The organism is Pseudoalteromonas sp. SR45-1, assembly GCF_014163655.1.
GTDB lineage: Bacteria > Pseudomonadota > Gammaproteobacteria > Enterobacterales > Alteromonadaceae > Pseudoalteromonas > Pseudoalteromonas distincta.
In genome coordinates this window covers 160,363-179,366 of the sequence record NZ_JACJDR010000002.1, presented here as the reverse complement: position 1 = coordinate 179,366, position 19,004 = coordinate 160,363, and the positions used below count along the sequence as shown (strand labels likewise).

General features: G+C 37.9%; 16 protein-coding genes. 5 read left to right on the top strand and 11 right to left on the bottom strand.

Annotated features, from left to right (window positions below):
- Positions 1 to 307: 307 nt before the first annotated feature.
- Entirely contained in the window at positions 308 to 3,010 is a 2,703-nt protein-coding gene (locus tag H5089_RS03240; RefSeq protein WP_182711460.1) for a VCBS repeat-containing protein, read from the top strand.
- 100 nt (positions 3,011 to 3,110) lie between these two features.
- Here H5089_RS03240 and H5089_RS03235 read toward each other — a convergent pair whose 3' ends face one another.
- Positions 3,111 to 3,455: a hypothetical protein gene (locus tag H5089_RS03235; RefSeq protein WP_259396034.1), complete on the bottom strand. Its 345-nt coding sequence runs from the start codon at positions 3,453 to 3,455 to the stop codon at positions 3,111 to 3,113.
- Between the two features lie 146 nt (positions 3,456 to 3,601).
- On the opposite strand from H5089_RS03235, the gene H5089_RS03230 reads away from it, so the two are divergent.
- Positions 3,602 to 4,960: a serine hydrolase gene (locus H5089_RS03230; protein ID WP_182711459.1), complete on the top strand. Its 1,359-nt coding sequence runs from the start codon at positions 3,602 to 3,604 to the stop codon at positions 4,958 to 4,960.
- A gap of 58 nt (positions 4,961 to 5,018) precedes the next feature.
- On the opposite strand, the gene H5089_RS03225 is transcribed toward H5089_RS03230, so the two are convergent.
- The 7 genes from H5089_RS03225 to H5089_RS03195 form a co-directional block, all read right to left on the bottom strand.
- Positions 5,019 to 5,360, bottom strand: a complete 342-nt coding sequence (locus H5089_RS03225; protein ID WP_024604747.1) for a YajD family HNH nuclease — start codon at positions 5,358 to 5,360, stop codon at positions 5,019 to 5,021.
- Between the two features lie 37 nt (positions 5,361 to 5,397).
- The gene (locus H5089_RS03220; protein ID WP_182711458.1) at positions 5,398 to 6,333 is read right to left on the bottom strand and encodes a hypothetical protein; all 936 of its coding nucleotides are present in this window, start codon (positions 6,331 to 6,333) and stop codon (positions 5,398 to 5,400) included.
- Between the two features lie 85 nt (positions 6,334 to 6,418).
- Positions 6,419 to 7,033 carry an ACP phosphodiesterase gene (locus H5089_RS03215; RefSeq protein WP_182711457.1) on the bottom strand — a complete coding sequence of 205 codons (615 nt, stop codon included), beginning with the start codon at positions 7,031 to 7,033 and terminating at the stop codon, positions 6,419 to 6,421.
- A 213-nt stretch (positions 7,034 to 7,246) separates the two neighbouring features.
- Complete coding sequence (gene chaB / locus H5089_RS03210; protein WP_182711456.1) at positions 7,247 to 7,480, bottom strand: putative cation transport regulator ChaB; 234 nt, start codon at positions 7,478 to 7,480, stop codon at positions 7,247 to 7,249.
- 16 nt (positions 7,481 to 7,496) lie between these two features.
- Positions 7,497 to 8,066 carry a superoxide dismutase family protein gene (gene sodC / locus H5089_RS03205; protein ID WP_182711455.1) on the bottom strand — a complete coding sequence of 190 codons (570 nt, stop codon included), beginning with the start codon at positions 8,064 to 8,066 and terminating at the stop codon, positions 7,497 to 7,499.
- Positions 8,067 to 8,638: 572 nt separating this feature from the next.
- Complete coding sequence (locus tag H5089_RS03200; RefSeq protein ID WP_002958042.1) at positions 8,639 to 9,133, bottom strand: general stress protein; 495 nt, start codon at positions 9,131 to 9,133, stop codon at positions 8,639 to 8,641.
- A 212-nt stretch (positions 9,134 to 9,345) separates the two neighbouring features.
- Complete coding sequence (locus H5089_RS03195) at positions 9,346 to 10,578, bottom strand: cytochrome C (protein WP_182711454.1); 1,233 nt, start codon at positions 10,576 to 10,578, stop codon at positions 9,346 to 9,348.
- A gap of 350 nt (positions 10,579 to 10,928) precedes the next feature.
- On the opposite strand from H5089_RS03195, the gene H5089_RS03190 reads away from it, so the two are divergent.
- The 3 genes from H5089_RS03190 (at position 10,929) to H5089_RS03180 (ending at position 13,318) form a co-directional block, all read left to right on the top strand.
- On the top strand, positions 10,929 to 11,174 hold the full coding sequence (locus tag H5089_RS03190) for a DUF4235 domain-containing protein (RefSeq protein ID WP_002958040.1): 246 nt from the start codon (positions 10,929 to 10,931) through the stop codon (positions 11,172 to 11,174).
- Positions 11,175 to 11,558: 384 nt separating this feature from the next.
- Entirely contained in the window at positions 11,559 to 11,867 is a 309-nt protein-coding gene (locus H5089_RS03185; RefSeq protein WP_182711453.1) for a hypothetical protein, read from the top strand.
- A 302-nt stretch (positions 11,868 to 12,169) separates the two neighbouring features.
- On the top strand, positions 12,170 to 13,318 hold the full coding sequence (locus tag H5089_RS03180) for a hypothetical protein (RefSeq protein ID WP_182711452.1): 1,149 nt from the start codon (positions 12,170 to 12,172) through the stop codon (positions 13,316 to 13,318).
- Between the two features lie 764 nt (positions 13,319 to 14,082).
- Here H5089_RS03180 and H5089_RS03175 read toward each other — a convergent pair.
- The 3 genes from H5089_RS03175 to H5089_RS03165 all read right to left on the bottom strand — a co-directional run bounded on the left by H5089_RS03175 (position 14,083) and on the right by H5089_RS03165 (position 18,835).
- Positions 14,083 to 15,057 carry a transposase gene (locus H5089_RS03175; protein ID WP_182711451.1) on the bottom strand — a complete coding sequence of 325 codons (975 nt, stop codon included), beginning with the start codon at positions 15,055 to 15,057 and terminating at the stop codon, positions 14,083 to 14,085.
- A gap of 1,107 nt (positions 15,058 to 16,164) precedes the next feature.
- The gene (locus H5089_RS03170; protein WP_182711450.1) at positions 16,165 to 18,423 is read right to left on the bottom strand and encodes a hypothetical protein; all 2,259 of its coding nucleotides are present in this window, start codon (positions 18,421 to 18,423) and stop codon (positions 16,165 to 16,167) included.
- Between the two features lie 256 nt (positions 18,424 to 18,679).
- Positions 18,680 to 18,835: a hypothetical protein gene (locus H5089_RS03165; RefSeq protein WP_008166284.1), complete on the bottom strand. Its 156-nt coding sequence runs from the start codon at positions 18,833 to 18,835 to the stop codon at positions 18,680 to 18,682.
- Between the last annotated feature and the right edge of the window lie 169 nt (positions 18,836 to 19,004).

Below are 19,004 nucleotides of genomic sequence, written 5' to 3'. Positions count from 1 at the left end.
ATTACTAATCTATTCTAGAGTTTTAAAAGGCCGTACTACCAAGTAGTAACCGGCCTTTTTTTTTGGACGCTCAATTAGTACCGGCTATGCGCAACAGCCGTACGACTATTAATTATCTCAAACCAACCACTTTAGCAGTCGTTCAATTTACTTATGTTTACAAATAATTATGATTTAACTAGATTTACTGATTATTTTTATTCACAATTCGTTCACTTTAATACATTAGTTATGCTCAGCGTCATGGCTAATCTTATATTTCAGTTTATTTATATGGCTTATCAAAGCTCAGATTAAGGAAGATGTAATGCGAAAGCTACTCTCTGTAATATTTTTATCAACGAGCTTCATTTCCGGTTGCGGTGGCGGGGGTGAAGACGCCCCAAACTCCGCTGTAACTGCTGTTAATGAAACATCAAAATCAATTAGTGCCACTTGGTTTTACGAGTACCCAAATAAATGCTTAGAAACATTTCAGTTTAATACAGATGGTAGTTTCGAAATCAATTCTAATCAGTCGAATGTAACCGGTAGCTACTCATTTGATGCATCTGTTGATAGCGGTGAACGTCACTCATTAACCCTAAGCTTTGAGCAACAAAATCAAGGGTATGACTGTGAAAGTTCTTTTGATTATATTGTTGGGGCTAACCTTGAGCTATTTGCTAGTTTTCCTAATGAACAACAAATGCAATGGTATGAATCAGGCACTGGCGGCAGTGCTATTTTTACACTTGATAGAGCAATAACGTTGTCTTTATCAAGCGCACCTACTGAAGCAAAAGCAGGCGAAGAAGTTACATTCAATGTAAATAAAGATGCTGAGTCAGACACCCCAGTCGAGTTATTATACGGACCCACTGGAATGACGGTATCAAGCAAAGGGGAAGTAAAATGGACCCCACTATTGCCTATGATAACGCAACAAAATACGGTTAAATTTGCTTTTACATCTGATAGAACCCTTGAGCCATTAGTTAGTGAAATAAATGTAACAATACCAAACTTTAAAGCACCTACAATGCGAAAGGATATTGAGCTCACCCATATATCTAACGGTATGCAAATTGGTAACTTCATTGGCGATGAAAATAACGAAATGTTGGTGCTTGATAAATTAGGTGGACTGTCTGTTATATCTCAAAAAAGCGATGGATTCGAATCAATTTACAGCTACCCATACTCTTTTGGCGGTAATCAGAATGAAATGCGCCTATCTGTATTTAAAGAAGATAATGGCGCAAACAATACCTTTGTAGGAACAAATAATAATATCTATCAAGTAAGAGGTTTTACACAGCCCCCTCGCAGTGTATTTTCGACAAGTAAAACTATCCACAATTTTATGGTAAAAAATATTGATAGTGATAGCGAACCTGAATTAATCGTAATTTTTGGTGAAAGCTATAGCGCTAAAGAAGCTGTTGTTTACGACAATAATTTTCAAACAGAGCTTTTTAGCTTTTCTCTAGAGGGAGATTCTCCTATTGAAATAGCTGTTGCCAATATCGATAGCGACACATCATTAGAATTAATACTCTCAAACGGTGAAGTTTTTGATATCCAAAGTGCTAGCAGTCAATGGTTTAACGCTGACGGCTTTGGCCCAATTATGGCAACAGGTGACGTAAATAGCGATGGTATAGATGAGATCATTAGCACTGAAGGATGGAATTCGATAACAGTATGGAATGCTAATGATCGCTCTCAAATCCTAACTATTAATAATCAGGATAATTGTTCTGTAGCCACAGCAAATATAGATAACGACCCAGCCGATGAGATAATAATTGGCGACTGCCAATGGGGTCAAGTTCACGCCTACGATATTACTGATAATACCCATGCAGAGCTGTGGACACTGCCACTTATAGATCATGGCAGCGCTGCGATGGTTGTTGGCGATATTAATAATGATGGTAAAGAAGAAATTGTTTGGGGGACAGGCTTAAGCAGTTCAGGTAAAGATATACTAGTAGTCGCTGGTATTACTCCAAATTCCGAAATTTTATGGCATAACGCAAATAGAGAATCACCTTCACAATACGATTCCTATATTGCAGCTGGGTGGGCAAATATAAGCCCTGAAAAAGAGGCGGCAGTTTATATAATTCCTAGTACAAATAGTGGCTATATTCGCCCTCGATACTTAACTATGAATGAAGATGGTGAAGTTACACCTAATTATAATAGCTCATCAAATATTCTCGAAGCAGCCCTAGCAGCAATAGGTGATATAGATTCAGACAATTATGATGAATTATTTATATTTGGAACTCGCAATTACTCTCCTTCCCTAAACGTAATTGAATTAGAGTCTGATATTTCTAAATGGCAAGTAACGACAGAAGATGACTCTTCTAATTATAATGCTTTAGAGGTTACTGATATTAATAACGATGGCTATGACGATGCATTAATAGCCACATATGAAACACTTACCGTACACGACATTAGTAACAATAATATTCTAGCTACATGGACAGCTAGCAGTGCCATCACCTCAATTACTGCCACAACAAGTACTTTAGGGGAAAAATTAGTAATACTAAGTACTCGAGATAGCCTAACAACTCTTACCTTTGAGAATAATAAACTGAGCATGCGCTCCAGTTCAGTAAACTCAGAGGAATGTAAGAGTCTTTATGCACAACCTCAAACGGATAGTGTTTTATGTTTTTCTCCTGAATACTCATATCAGGGTAATTTAGTTACTTTTTCATTAGACTTAGAACTATTACTAAAAGCTCGAATTAATGGTGAAGTAACAGGCCTAATACAATTACCTTATTCTGATAATGTATTAATTACCACAAACTCAAGTGACAATAATTATTATTCACAATCAAGTCTTATCTCTGAAGTTAGTACAAAGACAGGTGACATTATATGGCAAGGCTACCCATTAGCGGGAGAAGTAATGGGTAACTCAATAAAATTTGGCAAAATAGGTAAAGATACAGTGCCACTAGTTTTTGGCACTAATGTTGGAATGTTTTTAACTCATTAATTTAAATTAAAGGGCTACTTGTGGTTTATTAAAAATAATAAACCACAAGTATGCGCGAGAAAGTAGAGATAATTTAGTTTTGACTAAATAAACATGAGGTTTAAAAACTAAATTTAATAGCAACAGAAAAAATAGTTTTTATAATAATACTAACTAAAAAAGCCACCATAAAAAACATAGCAAATGCTGAAACAGCCCCGCCACCGGTATACCCTGCTTTAGCTTTTTCCACCACCAATACATAAATTCCTAACCCTACGCTTACCTTAAACCATAGCCAGTAATCGTTGCTAAAAAGAGGAATTGCAGCAAAACCTATTATGGGCACTAATATTTTGCCCTCTTCGTTTTTGTGTAATAAATAAAAAGCCATAATCGCAATATAAAATAGAGCCGTTATATCAGGCATATAAATAACTTCCTTGTAAGAAAATAATAAAACCAATAAACGCGGCGATTATACCTATTACTGAGTCCCTATAAAATCTGATAATTGTGTTTACTTTTTAGCTGTGCAATATTAATTCACTAATAAGTACAAGGATTGCTAAACCTATTTACAGGTTTGGTATAAAAACTAAAAGGATGAATATGATTAAGCCATTTTACGCTAGCTGTTTGTTAGCCCTCTTGCTATTAACACCCAGCCTTGTAATAGCAAATCCGACAGCCTCGCAATATCAGGAAATTCTTAACGAGAGCCTATTTGAAAACGAGCCCGGGGTATCGGTAATTATAAGCAAAAATGGCAAAGTACTTTTCAAAGGAACGCGCGGGCTTGCCAACCTTGAGCATAACATTGCACTTAATGAGCAAAGCGTTTTACGTTTAGGTTCTATTTCAAAACAATTTACTGCAGCTGCAATTATGATGTTGCAAGAGCAAGGTAAGCTAGCGGTTACCGATGATATTCATAAGTATGTTGCAAGCTTCCCCACCGAGGGCAACCTCGTCACAATCGAAAACTTATTAACCCACACCTCAGGCATAGCCAACTACACAGATGACGACGACTTATTCGATAAAGAAATACAAGTACCCATCAGCGTTGACGATACACTCAAGAGATTTGCCAAACACCCAATGGTGTTTGAACCCGGCGAAGCGATGGCTTATTCGAACACGGGCTATTCACTGCTAGGTAAAATAATTGAAGTGGCGAGTGGGCAATCTTACAAAGACTTTATTGAACAAAATATATTTAAAAAACTAGGGATGACTCAAAGCAGCTATGAAGGGCAAGAAATTGTTGCTCACCGCGCAGCTGGGTATGAGCAAACAGAGCAAGGCTTTATAAACACAAGTTATATTAATATGGACTGGCCTTATGCCGCAGGTGCGCTTATATCTACCCCAACCGACTTAAACATTTGGTTTAGCGCATTATCGTCTGGCAAGCTTATTAGTAAGGCAAGTTATGAGAAGATGGTTAGCCCTTTTAAACTCAATGACGGCAGCTTTTCATCCTATGGTTACGGATTAATTATTAAGCCTTTGAATGAATACACCGTAATTAAACACACTGGCGGAATAAATGGCTTTTTAGCACATGCACGCTATATTCCAGAGCAAAAGCTATATGTTGCAGTACTGGCTAATTCAAACCACATAAACCCTATTTTTATCAACGAAAAACTCACAGCCAAAGCACTGGGTATTGCGCTCCCCGAGTTTAAAAAAGCAGATGTAACAGCGCAGCAGTTAGCGCCCGTATTGGGTGATTACCGTATTGATAAAAACACCTTACGCAGCCTAATTTTTGAAAATGACGTTTTGTATTCTAAGCGCACCGGTGGCGATAAAACAAAACTAATTACCATGTCTAAAAATAGCTTTTACTATCCTAATTCAAACAATTACTTAGTAATAGAAAAAGACAGCCAAGGCCAATTAGTAATGAAGTATTTTAGTGGATTATCAACAACGCCCACTGAGGCGATTAAAATTTAGCGACAAATTTGAGCGAGGCACAAAATGCTTCGCTCTTGCTAAATAGCTCTCTCTAAAGCTACTTTGATTTATTAAGCATCGCTTTTAAATCGGCAAATGGAGAATGCGTTGCAGCCTCAACTTTTCGCTCTGTAGTCGACCCGCCATACATAATATGTTCGTGGTATTTATTGTGCTCATTGTCGTGGCAATAAATACACAATAACTCCCAGTTACTGCCATCCTCTGGATTATTACTATGGTTATGATCTATATGATGCACCGTTAACTCTCGTAAATTAGAGTACTCAAACTCACGAGCACAACGCCCGCATACCCAAGGGTACAATCTTAAGGCTTTAATTCGGTAACCTTCCTCTTGCTTCACATAAGCCTGAGGTACTGCGTTATTCTTACTCATAGTATTCCTGGTAAATTTACTATTTTGGTGATCAATACTAAAAAAACTTAATTACTGACAAATCACCAAAAGAAGTATCTATATGCCGGCCTGTTTGCTCCCACGCGCGTAGTACGACCATAAGTTTTTTATTGTCGGAAGTCCAAGAAATTCCACCACCGTATGCTTCAACTTTTTCGGCGCCCGAATCTTTTAACCCCAGCCCAGGGTTTGTGTTTTGAATATGCCCTTTACCTACTTTGTATTCAGCAAATACGTGAACATTATGCGGTAACGAAAATGATAAAAGCGAGCCAATACTCGCCCCATACGAATTAGAAATTAACTTAGTGATCTGTGGCACAGGTGAACTTAAAAAATCAGCCTGAAATACAATATTATCTTTATTCTCAAGAGATACATGCTTGAAAGACCAAGCGCCAACAACACTTAACGACAAATCAAATTTGCTGCTTAGCTTTGGCCTATTAAGAAAAAAATGCTCAAACAAAGACTCTTTATTATTGAAGGTATAAAAGTTGTGTTGGCCAGATAGCTCAAACTTGGTTGAACGTGTATTTTGCGAGAAAATTTGATCCGTTTGATTGCCGCTTAAATTGCTAGCCGTGCTTTGCAGCCCTTCAAGCGTTTGATAGTTAAATGTGATTTTAGAATTTTTAAATTTTCTATACGAGAGCAGTATATCCTGTGTTTTTGTTTCAACGTCATCTTCAAAAATGTCGGCAGAGTAGCCAATTTCAATGTCGTTAATATCAAAAAACACACCCACACGCTGGTTATTTATGGGCTCTAACGAAAGCAGTGTTTTTTGATTACTCCCAGCCAAGTCGTCGTATATTAGCGCGTGGCTAGTGCTTGGGTTTGAAATAGTTGTGCGTACCGATTTTAAGTCGAAGTCGAAAGCCAATACAGCACCGGATTGAAATGCCGCTAAAACAGCAAAGCCCACAATAACCAAGTAATTGCGATTCATTAAAAACACTCAAAAATTAATTTGTATTAGAGTAGCGTTTTTTTCACCTTAACTTATCACAAAAGATTAACAATTGATGAAAACTTTAAATAATGCGCTTTATGCCATTTTTTGAGGGGCTTTCAAGGTCAAACTCATTCACATGCTTAATTAGCTCCGGGAAGAACGCTAAAAACACGGCTTCTAATTCATCGTAATTCTGTGCTATGTCTTCAGCCGCGCCCGCAAAAGTGTTCGTAAAACGAATGCGTTTGGCTATATTATCAAGCGCAAGCCCTACTCCCTCAACGGTTTCGTACTCTTTAAACCAATCGTTTTTAGTCATACTTGTTACAACATGCTGCATTCGCGCTGGCATAACAGGTATACGGTTATTTAAAAGCTGATAGCTGGTGTACTTAAAATCACTTAAAGGTTGCTTGCTAAATCGTTGCCAATGCACAATTAAAAAGTGATCAAACACCACATCAATAGCCACACCAGCAAAGCGTTTACGCTCGGGTGAAAAGTATTGTTTAGCGTGTTTAACTGCGCGGTGAGAGTCGGTAAATTTATCAACTAAATAATGGTTATCGAGGCCATTTTTAACTGTGTTTGGTAAGTGCTTTACATGTCTTTTTCCACCAAAGTCACCCAACAGGTTCCCAAAGTGAGAATCGGCTGTGGGCTGCGCTAAATAAAGATGAGCTAAATAATTCAAAGTGTTCTCTGATTGGCTAATACAAATAAATAATAACGCAAATTTAAACCAAACTCACATTCGTGTTTAAAGCAGTACTTATGGTTTTGCTTACCAGTTTTTACTCAAACAGACTGCAAAGTATTGTATAAACAGCGCAACTATAAAACGTCTATATAAAAAGCCGCTATATCAGCTATGGCGGCTTTTTAATGCTTAAGCTTTGTTGTTAGTTTAGTTACACGACTTTACCCAATTTCCATTATCATTTTTGCTATAACTATTTTTAACCGCCGACCAAGCTACTTTGTGCGCTGTTGTTTCGCGGTCATCATCGTTTCTTCTATCGCTAGGGTCCTTATAGGTATCCCACGCACTATTAAACGCCTCTTGATATATCTCTTGAGCATGTTTAGGTAAGTTACTTTTTACCGACTCAGGTAATTCATCACGATTTTTATATGGCATAACTTCCTCCTTAGATTTACTCAATTACGCCACAAGCAACACGTTTGCCACCGCCACCTAATGGCTTTGGCTTATCTGCATAGTTATCACTTCCTTCGTGAATCATTACTGCGTGTTGTTTAAGTTTTTCAAGCGTGAGCCTTGGCGCTAAAACAGGCGATTTAGCTAGGCCACTTTCATTTACATACAACGCCGGTAAATCGCCTAAATGGCCATCCCCCCAAGGAGCATCATGATGCTCGCTAGCTTTTGGATCGAAATGCCCACCAGCGGCGCCCCCCGGCACAACTTTCTCGCCTTTTTTCTTGGGTTCACAACTAGCAAATTGGTGAACATGAAAACCATGCAGCCCCGGTGTTAAACCTTTTAAACTTGGTGAAAAAACAACGCCGTTATCATTTTCTGTTAGCGTAATAGTACCTAGTAGTTGCCCCTGGCCCGACTTAGTTACTTGGTGCATTTGAACTTTTACATTAGCCAGTGCACTATTTTGTAGTAACACACCGGTAAGTAGTATCGCAAAAGTTGGTTTTAAAACGCGGGTTAAAGATCTTTTAGCGTTTGAATCAAACTGCAAACAATTCATCATCATCTCCTCGTTAGTATCAAATTAATAAAGCAATAACGCTAAATTAAGCGACTATTAAACAAGTAGTTTCAATGTATATACCAGCCCTACGCGTAAACATGATTTTATGTATTATTTATTTTTAATTTATTGATTAAAAAGTAAATTTATAGTTTTTATTACGTTTAAATAAATAGCTAATTAATTAAAAAACTGACTTTCACCCAAAAGTTAAGCAAAAAACAAGGCATATTTACAAACAGAATGGCAACTTTACAAAACTGATAAAAGGAGATTACCGACGATCCAACCCAAAAAGACAAGCCAAGTTAAAAGGCAGCTATTATATAGGCGGTAGTCTCGAGAGTTGGTGTTGTTAGGGGGGCCTTACGACATGTAATAAAAAGCGCCTATCTAAATAAGTCTTTTCTATAATCAAAGCATATTTAAAACCAATTTACTTATATATGGAGTTTATTTAATGACAAAAAATTACGTTAATATTTATGATTGCTCCGCCGTTAAAAACGAAAAAAAAGGTGAAACTAAGTTTCACCTTTTTAATTAATTTTGAAACTAATTAGTTAACGTTAAGCCGTAGAAACGTTACTTGCGCCTGCATTGTTAAGTATTTCTTCAATAGCGTTTTTGTTGTCACTATCGTACTTAACACCAATTAATATAGAGCCCTTTTCAATGGCATCTTCATAATATTTAATTTCGTGCTCAGGAATAAACGCACCAATTGCAGCACCTAAAGTACCACCTACTGCGGCGCCTGCGCCACCAGCAGCAAATGCTGCGACTAATGGTCCGGCAACTAATAAGCCCGTACCACCTGTTGCTACAGTACCTACTGCAGTAAAACCGCCAATAATTGCAGCAAGAATACCACCTGAAGCCGCGCCTACAAGGCCACCTTCAGCGGCTTTTGTACCTTCGTCTACAGCAAAATCTTCCTTTGCGTATGAGTCGTTGGCTACAATGCTTATGTCAGCTTCATTAATACCTAAAGCTTCTAATCTATAAATTGCGAGTGTTGCTTGTGATGCACTTTCAAATAACCCAGTAATAACGGTACTCATAATAACTCCTTTATTTTATTTAAGAAAATACACTTACTACCAAGCAAAACCCAAACCACAAATTTAACTAATAAAAATCAATACCTTAAATAAATAATTGTATCAATTTACTTATTTAAAAGGTAAAAGTTGCTAAGCTTTGTAAAAAACTCCTACCTAATATAAGAAAACTTACTAGTAAGCAGTACGCAGCTTTAACATAAAATAAATTATTACTTACTCCACGTAATTTCAGCTAATTGGTTAGTTGCTGTTTGATGAATGATCAGCCCATTATTCCCCATGCGCATATGCCTAATTAAGCCAGAGTAAACTCCTTCTTTACTCGGAATTTGCCAGCTCTGCATAGTTTCGGTATTAAGGTCGAACCTTACTAAGGTTTCAGGACGCTTGGCTGACTCGTTAAACCAAATGGCGTTATCGGCATATTCAATTGCATACGGATGACTGTTTTCACCACTGGGATTATCCCACTGCGTTATTTTACCGTTTTTGGGGTTATAGCGGCCAAGTTTACCCATACCAGAGTTAACATAAAAAACCATATCGTCAGGCGTAATGGCTAATCGCCTAGTATGCGTTTTAGCGCCTGGGAGTTTTATCTCACTAAGCTCCATGGTATTTTTATCAACTTTAACCAAACAGTTACTACCATTACACGACACCCACGGCGTGCCTTTTGAATCAAGCTTAATACCATATGGCCGTGAGCCTTTAGTGGGTAAAGTAGCCAATTGAATATCGCCAGTTGTAGGGTCTAGCTTGCCAATCATATTGCTATGCTGGAGGGTAAACCAAAATATTCCGGCTTCATCAAATACACCAGTATGCGGGTCGCGGGCATTTTTATTTGGCATTTTAAACACTTTAAATTTTTCGGTTTTTAAGTCTAAATATCCAACCGTGCCATTTTTATTGCCTAAAAACCAAGGGGTTTGATTTTTATCAAGCGACACACTGTGCGCATATGTACCACTTGGCAGTGTATACTCTTTCATATCGCCGGTTTGAGGGTCTAACCTACCTAAAATATTACCCCACTGGCCAACCCACCAAATAATGCCATTTTTACCTTGCACCGGATCGCGAGCGCGCTGCCCAAGCGTTGGCACTTGCCAGTACTTAAAGCTAAGCTTTAAATCGCCGGTAACAACCTTAGATTCGCGCTTAGTGTTTACAGGATAATGCTCAGCTAAATAAGCACTTATATCTTTATTAAGCGCGGTATCTGCGCCCGCATCAACCATATAGCTTATTAATGTTTGCCAGTCCTGCTGGCTATAACCCGCGCTGCGCTCAAGGTTAGTTAAACTATGGCAACTAGCACAAAGCTGCTCAACTACTGGTCCCTTATCCTTGCCATAAACAGATAGCGGTGCAAACAAAGTACCCGACACTGTCATTACCAAAACGTATTTATTAAATAAAAATCGATTTTTACTCATAACGCCCTCCCTTGTTTTTTAATATTAAAGCATAGGGTGGAAGTGTTTACTATCTGTACAGCAATGAGTGCGATAAGCCGCCTAGAAGGTAAGTTAAATTGCAGAGTTAATATCTAAAAAGAAGATTTTGAGCAGAGTTGCGCACGCTCTACAATGGTTATTTAGCTTGTGTACAAATGTGGTGAAAGTGTGATGTGAGTGTGGTTTTAAACGACTAATTTGCATGAAACAAGAACGCCCTAATTTAAAAGCGCCTCAGCCTATCGGTACATAAATTGCTGTTATTAATATTCTTACTTAAAGAGTTATACATAAATAACGCTGCCGTTATTTATAAAAAGGAGAACATTATGAGTAATAAACAACTAATTACGACAATAGGTATAGGTCTCGCCGCTGCATCAGCAGGTATGTTAACAAGGAAAACTTTACAAAAATCGTGGGAAAAGGTTACCAACGAACCAGCTCCAAAAGATAGACCAAGCGAAGAAACAGATCTTAAAGAGGCCGTTACATGGGCAGTAGTCTCAGGTATTGGTGCGGGTGTTGCAAGAATGGCCGTACGCTACGTACTAGACAAGCGCCGCTCCAAATAAACCTACCCAATTAATACCTCTTATAAGTATTAAGCGTAGTGTGGTGAGGCGCTAAAGGCGCCTTGCGACAACCACTCCCCAGTTGTCGCAAGCAACTTGGCAAAAGCCTAGGTTAAGGTTACTTAACTATTGAGCTAAAAAATATATTAATACCCAAATCGGAGTTCAGTGATGAAACTTAAAAAGTCGGATGGCGCGGCTGCGCCACTTATCCGACCTACATAGGTTGAAAAACTGGAGGTGCCTTGCAACATGACCCTTTATCTTAAGCAGATACACTCTATTGGACATTAACTCCCTTTCAAAGTTGTTGCCTGCCTATAAGCTTGCGTATAATGCCCACATTCCGGCTGCATTTTTTAGCCGCTAACTTGGATTTTAATAATGAAAAAACTCTCTGCAGTGCAAATAAAACAGCAAGCGCTTGTACTTAATACTGCTGAAAAATTAGAAGAGCAAGGCCGCGCTGAGCTCCCAGACATGCTGCAATGCTGGTTTGATGTGGAATATCACTTATTTCCAAGTTCACTACTGCTGTGTTTTCAGTTTGAAAACGAGCAAGCCTTAGCAGCCGCAGAGCCAGATTTATTAAAATGGCAAAAACGCTTAAGCGGCGCAATGCTTAAAAAAGGCGTGATTTTAAAGGATATGCGTAAACATTTAGTGTTTACCTTAAAAGGGCCAGATGATTAATAGAGGGTTTTAAAGGACTATAAAGCCTTTCGCTCGTATCGTCGAAGCGCATAAAACCATAATGAAAAGCCGTTGCATTGCTGTAACGGCTTTTTACTTTTATTAGAACTTAAAGTAGAACCTATAAAGATCAATTTTTGACTCAGGGATTTTTATTAGCCGATGATACTAATTGGCCGTTAAACAATACTAATGCACGGCAAAAGCAAATTTCAGTCGATTCAACGTTAATCGGTTGCCCTAAGTTAGTAATAATAGGATAGTAAATTACACATAAAAAATAGCCTTATCTTAGGAGTATTATGATCAAAGTATTATTAGCGACCAGCTTAATTGCCTCTTCATTCGCTGCTTTAAGTAATCCTTTAACTGTTGAAGAACAGCGTATCAACAAAGCCCAATCGGCAATGCCAAATGTTTTAAATGCATTTACCTCACAAGTATCAAGTTTTGAGCAACAATTTAAAGAATTAAACGACTTTAAAAGTGCAAAAGCATTAGTACAAAACTTTAGCTTTGAACTCTGGGAAAACGCCAAGCAACGCATAATAAAAACCAGTAACTACGACGACCGAGAGCTCTACTGGGCACGCCTGCTTTCAAGTAAAGTAATACGCACAACTTCACCTAAATTTTCAATTACGCAGGCTCAACTAAATACTTTACTAACCCTACTTGAGGAAGGCAGTAGAGGCCGTACCGACCTTGCTTTTTCATCAGGCAGCACTAAAAAAATATTACTAACAGGCTTTGACCCTTTTTTACTCGATAAAAACATAAACCAAAGTAACCCCTCAGGTGTTGCGGCGTTATTACTCGACGGCCAAGTTATTAATTACAACGGCGTGAGCGCAGAAATTAACACCGTTATGGTGCCTGTGCGCTACGAAGACTTTGATCAAGGTATAATAGAATCACTACTTGCCCCCTACTACGCACTTAATAATGTAGACATGGTAGTAACCGTAAGTATGGGCAGAACAGAATTTGATTTAGAGCGTTTCCCAGGTAAACGCCGCAGTGTAACCGCCCCCGATAATGCCAATATTGTGTATGGTGGAACGCAAACAAGCCCAGTAATACCAAAGCTTAATGGCCGACCACTTCCGGGCAACGAGTTTGTAAAATTTAGCTTGCCTGTAAATTACATGCAACAAGCCAAAGGCCCTTATAAAGTTATCGACAATCACGAAGTCACCACCCTTGAAAAAACCTATAAAGCCGGTTCGTACGGCGAGCTTAAAAATAGTATTGCGGTAAATGGCGGCGGCGGTGGTTACTTGTCTAACGAAATATCGTACCGAAGTATTCGCCTGCGCGATGCGCTTAATTCAAGTATACCTACAGGGCACATTCACACCCCACGTATACAACAATTCGAACCAGAAACAGAAGCTAAAATAGTAAAACAAATAAAGGCAATGCTAGAGCAAAGCTTAGTAGCGCTATAGTTTATAACAACTAGTTTAAGCGCATAAAAAAGGGCAATAACATTGCCCTTTTTTATAACCAGCTTTAAAGAAGTAGTAATAGGGTTTCTTCTGCTCTAAGCTTTGTTAGTTTAGATATAAGAACTTTTGTAGGATCAGCTCCCATAATAGGCGAATTTTACTAGAGGTTTATAAAGTTGAATGAAAGCAAGCGGAAAAGCAGTATTCAATCTCAAACAATGAATTAATAGCCGAGCTAGCCGGCCAAGTTGAAACAACAACACTGAAATTTGTGATATTTCCGGCCTTAATTACCGTGTTAACAAGTGGAGTCCGTACAATGACCTTAGTTTGTGAAGAGAAAAATTTAAATGAGCTATATCTTATAAGTATTAGCGAGCCAAAATGATAGGGCTTATTATATTAGGCTTAGTTACATTAATTTATTATGGGAAAATTAAATTCACTAAGCCTACAAACATCGCCTCTGAAAACGGAATAAGTAAACTATTTATCTTATATACAATCCACTGCGGTACAGCGCTAGGGCTAGGTATAGCTTTCCCTGTAGTTGCTCTTTTTTCAGTGCCAGATCTTTTGCTGCTACTTATTCTATCATTGGCTATTCTGGCTGAGTTTATCGTTTCATATTTCTATATTTCATCCAAGGAAGTTGAGTGAGTTTAGGGTCAAAGGGCTTGTGGTCTGTGAAGGTTTGCAAGGCTAGGCTTGGAGTCGGTAGGCTTGGGGTCAGGTAAAGGCTAGGCTTGAGGCTAGGTTTGGGGTCAAATCTTGACTTCATACATCAAACTATCTCGAAGCTTTTCGAGCTGTAAGTTGACCTTATCATCTTCAATTATTAACTTATTTAGCCTGCATACCGTTTGAGATATGGCAGAATAATGTTGAACATTAAAAACAACGGCTAACGCTTTCAAATTTTGCCCTGTTAAATCTTGGCATAATTTTATGGCAAACATACGAGGTAAATTTTTCTCTTTACGCCCTTTTTTAACCGTTACAATATCATGTGCATCTATACAAAAATATTTAGCTAAGTACGCAATAACATCATCAGTTGAACGCCTCTGAACAACAACGCTTTTTTCGTTGTCTGATTTTGCGATATACTCCTTAATATTCTGAATAAATTCATCGCCGCCCAACACCGAAAATAACTTTTTAGCGCCATAAAAAGTACTTATTTCTTTATTGTTTTCATATTCAACAAACTGTTTGTACGCAGCATATTTGCGCTTTTTTCCTTGAAGCGAAAATATAAAGTCTCGAACTAACCATTTCGGCGTCGATGTTTTTTTTATAAAAGCTGAATAGCTAGACCATTTATATTCAATTAGCTCATCTACTAACGGTGTACTTGTTTCTATTGGGTTACGATGTATGTAACGACTAACGTGTAGTAAGTAATTATCAGCATCCACCAGCACAGCCTTATAGCGACCTCTAAACAGTGCACCGTCTGTATTGTGTGTTCTATTAAAATATTGCGTATAGAGACCATTAATATGTTTCATGGCCCTGCCTAAATTTGCATCAGGAGTTTTTATAAGTAGGTGGTAATGATTGGTCATTAAGCAATACGAATGCACTTCAATATTAAAACGAAGGCTTGCTTGCTCAATGCAGTATAAAAAATGCTTAAAATCGTCATCACTCAAAAAGGTATTTTCACGCCCTCTTCCGCGATTCATTACATGATAAAACGCATTTTCATACTCTATTCGCAGCGGTCTAGACATAATAATAAACTCAATGAGCAGTAAACTATAAATCTAGACCATTGATGTATGAAGTCAAGATTTGACCCCTTTGGTTTCTAGATGAATATCTCGCAAGCTTCAGCCCGAGTGGGTGGACAGGCTCAAGAGCAAAAATACTTGAATCTCGATTACCATTATTTCAGCCATTAATAGGTTCAACTAACGAAGAAATATCAGCATGGGGTATTGCTAAAAAAGTTCAATGGAAGGCATATATTGCTAGTGAATATGAAAGAGAAGCAGAACGTAATACAGAGAGAAATGAGAGGTTTGAGTGGTAGCTGTGAATTCAACAGAAAATAGAGGGCCAGATCTTGCTTCTTGCCAAGACCAAACAATGACCTCACGTTTAAACCCTCCCCCGTCGTCACGCCCTAAAATAAGCAATTGATGAGTAATGCATTTCATGGATGAAATGAAAGCCATGATTGCACATGGATGTGCTTTCATGGCGTTTACGTTCACATCAATTGTGCATTTAAGGATTAAGCGTGATGCTCGGGTGGCGCTGAGAGGTGACGAATAACCGAAGCGCAGCTTCGCAGTATGAGGAAGTGAAGGCATGGATGCCGACAGTAACCCAGCTTCAAGGATGAATTACTTGCAGCAGAGTAAAATTTAAAAACCTATAGCCCCTCTTTGGCTCACCAAGCCAGCGCGACAAAACCTTGAATAAGGTTTATAATATTTAAAAGTACGAAACGTATTCGCGTTATCGGTGATGATAACCTCAAGCACCTATTCAAATACTGATTCGGGCTATCGCCCGTGCGTCAGCAAGCTAAACGCCTACAACTAATAACACATACTCTTGGCTTTGAGCGAGTAAGTATATTTGTGATTCGTTGGGTTTCGTTTCACTCTTCCCAACCTACATCATATTATTTATGGCTTATCACCACGCACAAAAAAGCCGTTCCATTGCTGCAAGGGCTTTTATAATTTTGATAAATAACCACTCTACTATAGAAATTTTTCTGGTTAGCGGTAATAGAGATTGTGACTAGAGCGGCTAAATTTTAAAGCTAATTTTTACACTGAACTTTAATAAAGTTTGTGATCAATAAAACGATATTACGTTTATGCTCATTTCTGTTGTGAAACTAAGTACCTTAATACTTTATTTGATTGATGAGCGAAAGCAATATGCTTACAATCTAATGGCCTCCCTGTTTCAGGATGCTCAGCAGTTATTAGTGGATCTCCGTTTTTCTGAATCATAGCTTCAAATAATTCAGCTTCATCTAGCTCAGCCGCAAGCATCAAAGGTGTAAACCCATTAATCCTAGTATTATGACTGGCATTAGCGTCAGATCCTGCATTTATGAGTAATTGGGCTATTTTTCTCATATCATCTAATGTCATAAACTCTTTAACTCTATCTACTATCAAGTTATGCCCAGAATCTGTAATATTTTTAAACATTGGATCTTGTAAACACTTCTCGTAATTTCTTTTAACTTCATCCAATGTAGCGCCCATTAAACCGTTAGAATGTCTCCTTATAGTATCTAATAATTCATCATTTAGAGGATGTTCTTTTATCAAATTCTTCAAAACCTCTGGTCTTTTTATAATTCCGATTTTACACAAAGTTGCGAAGAGTGCTGATTGTTTATCAGTATTCCCTCTAAAGTTAACGTTTGCTCCCATCTCTATGACCTTGGCTACGACTTCTGGCCTGCCTGTATCAACGGCACATACTAGAGGTAATAATTCTTTTTTGGATGTTTTCGTATTAACAACACCTTCACTATGTTTAATAGAGCTTATTAGCTTGAATAACCTATCGTCCATGCTTGAACCATGATCCAATACATCCATTTGCAAGATAGAAAAAAGCAATGCAGATTCATTGGAATCAGATAGTGCATTTACATTTACACCTGTATTAATGAACTGTGAAACTGTTTCCACGCAATTCATCCATGAAAAATAGACTATTTGGGGCATCTGCTTACCCCAGGTATCTCCAACAACTATTTTTTTATTTGGGCTTCGAAAGTTAGGCTCAATACTTTGCTTAAAAGAACCAAGTAATGGTCCTATCCGTTGTGCTCCATTTGAGGAACTGTCATTAAACTGTAAAGCCGGTGGAAAATGCTTATGAAATGTTGCTGCATATAGTTTTAATTCCCAATCTTCAACAACACTATCAAAGCGATTAGCTTCTAATTGGCTTTTATCTTCTTTATGCAAAGGTATATCAATACCAAATAGGATTGCAGAGTTTTTCAACCTCTTAATAAAAGCCTTATCTGGTGTCGGTTTAAGGCTAGAAGCAATACTGAGAGCTTCTTTTATAATTTCAGGTATCGATGGCCCAGCAAAAAATAAAGCTTGTTCAAACGTTGCTTTAAAATGGCTATTTGCTTCTTTAAGCTCCCCATTCAGAGCATGCCATCGAGCGCGATACCAGCTCAGCCAATATCCCATATTAAATTTGGGGTGCTTAAAAGTTGAGACTTCAAGCTCGTCAATCAACGTTTTTAAGCACTGTTTTCGATCTGCATCAGAGAGTTCTTTATTTTCACCCTTTTTATAAAAAATGTAATCTATCTCTAGCCCTTGCTCCCCTAGCGATTTGAGCCAAACTTGATTGTTACTCTTTAAATGCCATATATATTGTTCAACTTGACTTAAGCTCAGTACATCAACATTGACTAATTGCTCTGGGTAAATATCGGCATAATTTCGCTGTAAATTATCGATAAAACGGGCTGCTAAAATAACAACTTTAATCTTTTCCCATTCATGCCCCTCTACTTCAGAATTAGAAAGGTAATCTGGAATATTTGTTATATTAGATAGCTTTGGCAGTTCATCATTACTTTTCCAAAGCTTGAAGCGATGACGTTTTTCTTTTGGAATAAATTTAAGAAAGCTATCCCACCACTCAATATTTGAAGATAACCAATCAAACGCCTGGGTTATCCCATTAGGATGAAGGTTATTTCTCATTAAATAATTTGGTCCCTCAATTACTTTTCCCATAAAAAGATTGAATTCAACAGCAATTGTATCGAGGATCCACCGGGTAAGAATTGCTTCAGTCTCTACTCTGGTTATACCGTCCATAGGAGTTGAGTTTACCAATTCAATATATTCCCGCATCATTGATTCAAATTTAGCTTCTAATTTTTTAGAGAAGCCCTTACTGATGAACTTAGAAAGAGGAACTGAAATAGATTCCTTGAATAAACTTGAAGCTAAGGTGTAGGGCTGGTCATATTTGAAAGCAAAAGTGTCTAGCTGTTTATTCGATGCTTTAACTCCTATTGCACTCGCGATAATGCGTACTATTTCAACAGGTGTCATAAATGGTTGGCGCTTTTCTTTAAGCATAATCAACTTCCATTGTCATAATTCTTTTAAGGTTTCGTTTAAAGTTAAGATGTGAGCGTCTATCACTCGGCGTACAAGGAACTGCAATGCGACCACCTTTAGGCGCATATATCAAGCCGTGCTTCTTTCCTTGTTTGAACACCCAACCAGATTTAATTAAGTGTTTTACCAACTTACTAATTTCTTTATCTTTACTATATGCAGACATAATCAAAATAAAGGACTAGAAAGTCAACAACTTCCTAGTCCTGACTCCTTAATCGTTTTTGTTATTATTAGCGGCAGCACGAGCTGCTCTTGCAGCAAAGCCTTTTGATGAAACTTGGCCGCCATTTGCTTTTGCCTCACCACTTTGAATACGAGCAACAGCTTTTGTGGTCATAGGTGCTTGATTAGATTTTGACTTAGACATAATTTTCTCCGAAATGAATTAACCCTGTATTGGGTGACAAGTAATTTACAAAGAAAATGACTAACCGTCAGTTATGTAACTCGCTGAGAAATTTTTATTTTTGTATTGGCGTATTTTTACTAATATATTTCATTGGAATTAAAAAGGGGGTTAAATCTCGACTTCATAC

Excerpts from the sequence above, each read along its gene's own strand:
- H5089_RS03240 (WP_182711460.1), top strand. The coding sequence starts at position 308 with ATGCGAAAGCTACTCTCTGTAATATTTTTATCAACGAGCTTCATTTCC.
- H5089_RS03230 (WP_182711459.1), top strand. The coding sequence starts at position 3,602 with ATGATTAAGCCATTTTACGCTAGCTGTTTGTTAGCCCTCTTGCTATTA.
- H5089_RS03225 (WP_024604747.1), bottom strand. The coding sequence starts at position 5,360 with ATGAGTAAGAATAACGCAGTACCTCAGGCTTATGTGAAGCAAGAGGAA.
- H5089_RS03220 (WP_182711458.1), bottom strand. The coding sequence starts at position 6,333 with ATGAATCGCAATTACTTGGTTATTGTGGGCTTTGCTGTTTTAGCGGCA.
- chaB (WP_182711456.1), bottom strand. The coding sequence starts at position 7,480 with ATGCCATATAAAAATCGTGATGAATTACCTGAGTCGGTAAAAAGTAAC.
- sodC (WP_182711455.1), bottom strand. The coding sequence starts at position 8,066 with ATGAATTGTTTGCAGTTTGATTCAAACGCTAAAAGATCTTTAACCCGC.
- H5089_RS03200 (WP_002958042.1), bottom strand. The coding sequence starts at position 9,133 with ATGAGTACCGTTATTACTGGGTTATTTGAAAGTGCATCACAAGCAACA.
- H5089_RS03195 (WP_182711454.1), bottom strand. The coding sequence starts at position 10,578 with ATGAGTAAAAATCGATTTTTATTTAATAAATACGTTTTGGTAATGACA.
- H5089_RS03190 (WP_002958040.1), top strand. The coding sequence starts at position 10,929 with ATGAGTAATAAACAACTAATTACGACAATAGGTATAGGTCTCGCCGCT.
- H5089_RS03185 (WP_182711453.1), top strand. The coding sequence starts at position 11,559 with ATGAAAAAACTCTCTGCAGTGCAAATAAAACAGCAAGCGCTTGTACTT.
- H5089_RS03180 (WP_182711452.1), top strand. The coding sequence starts at position 12,170 with ATGATCAAAGTATTATTAGCGACCAGCTTAATTGCCTCTTCATTCGCT.
- H5089_RS03175 (WP_182711451.1), bottom strand. The coding sequence starts at position 15,057 with ATGTCTAGACCGCTGCGAATAGAGTATGAAAATGCGTTTTATCATGTA.
- H5089_RS03170 (WP_182711450.1), bottom strand. The coding sequence starts at position 18,423 with ATGCTTAAAGAAAAGCGCCAACCATTTATGACACCTGTTGAAATAGTA.
- H5089_RS03165 (WP_008166284.1), bottom strand. The coding sequence starts at position 18,835 with ATGTCTAAGTCAAAATCTAATCAAGCACCTATGACCACAAAAGCTGTT.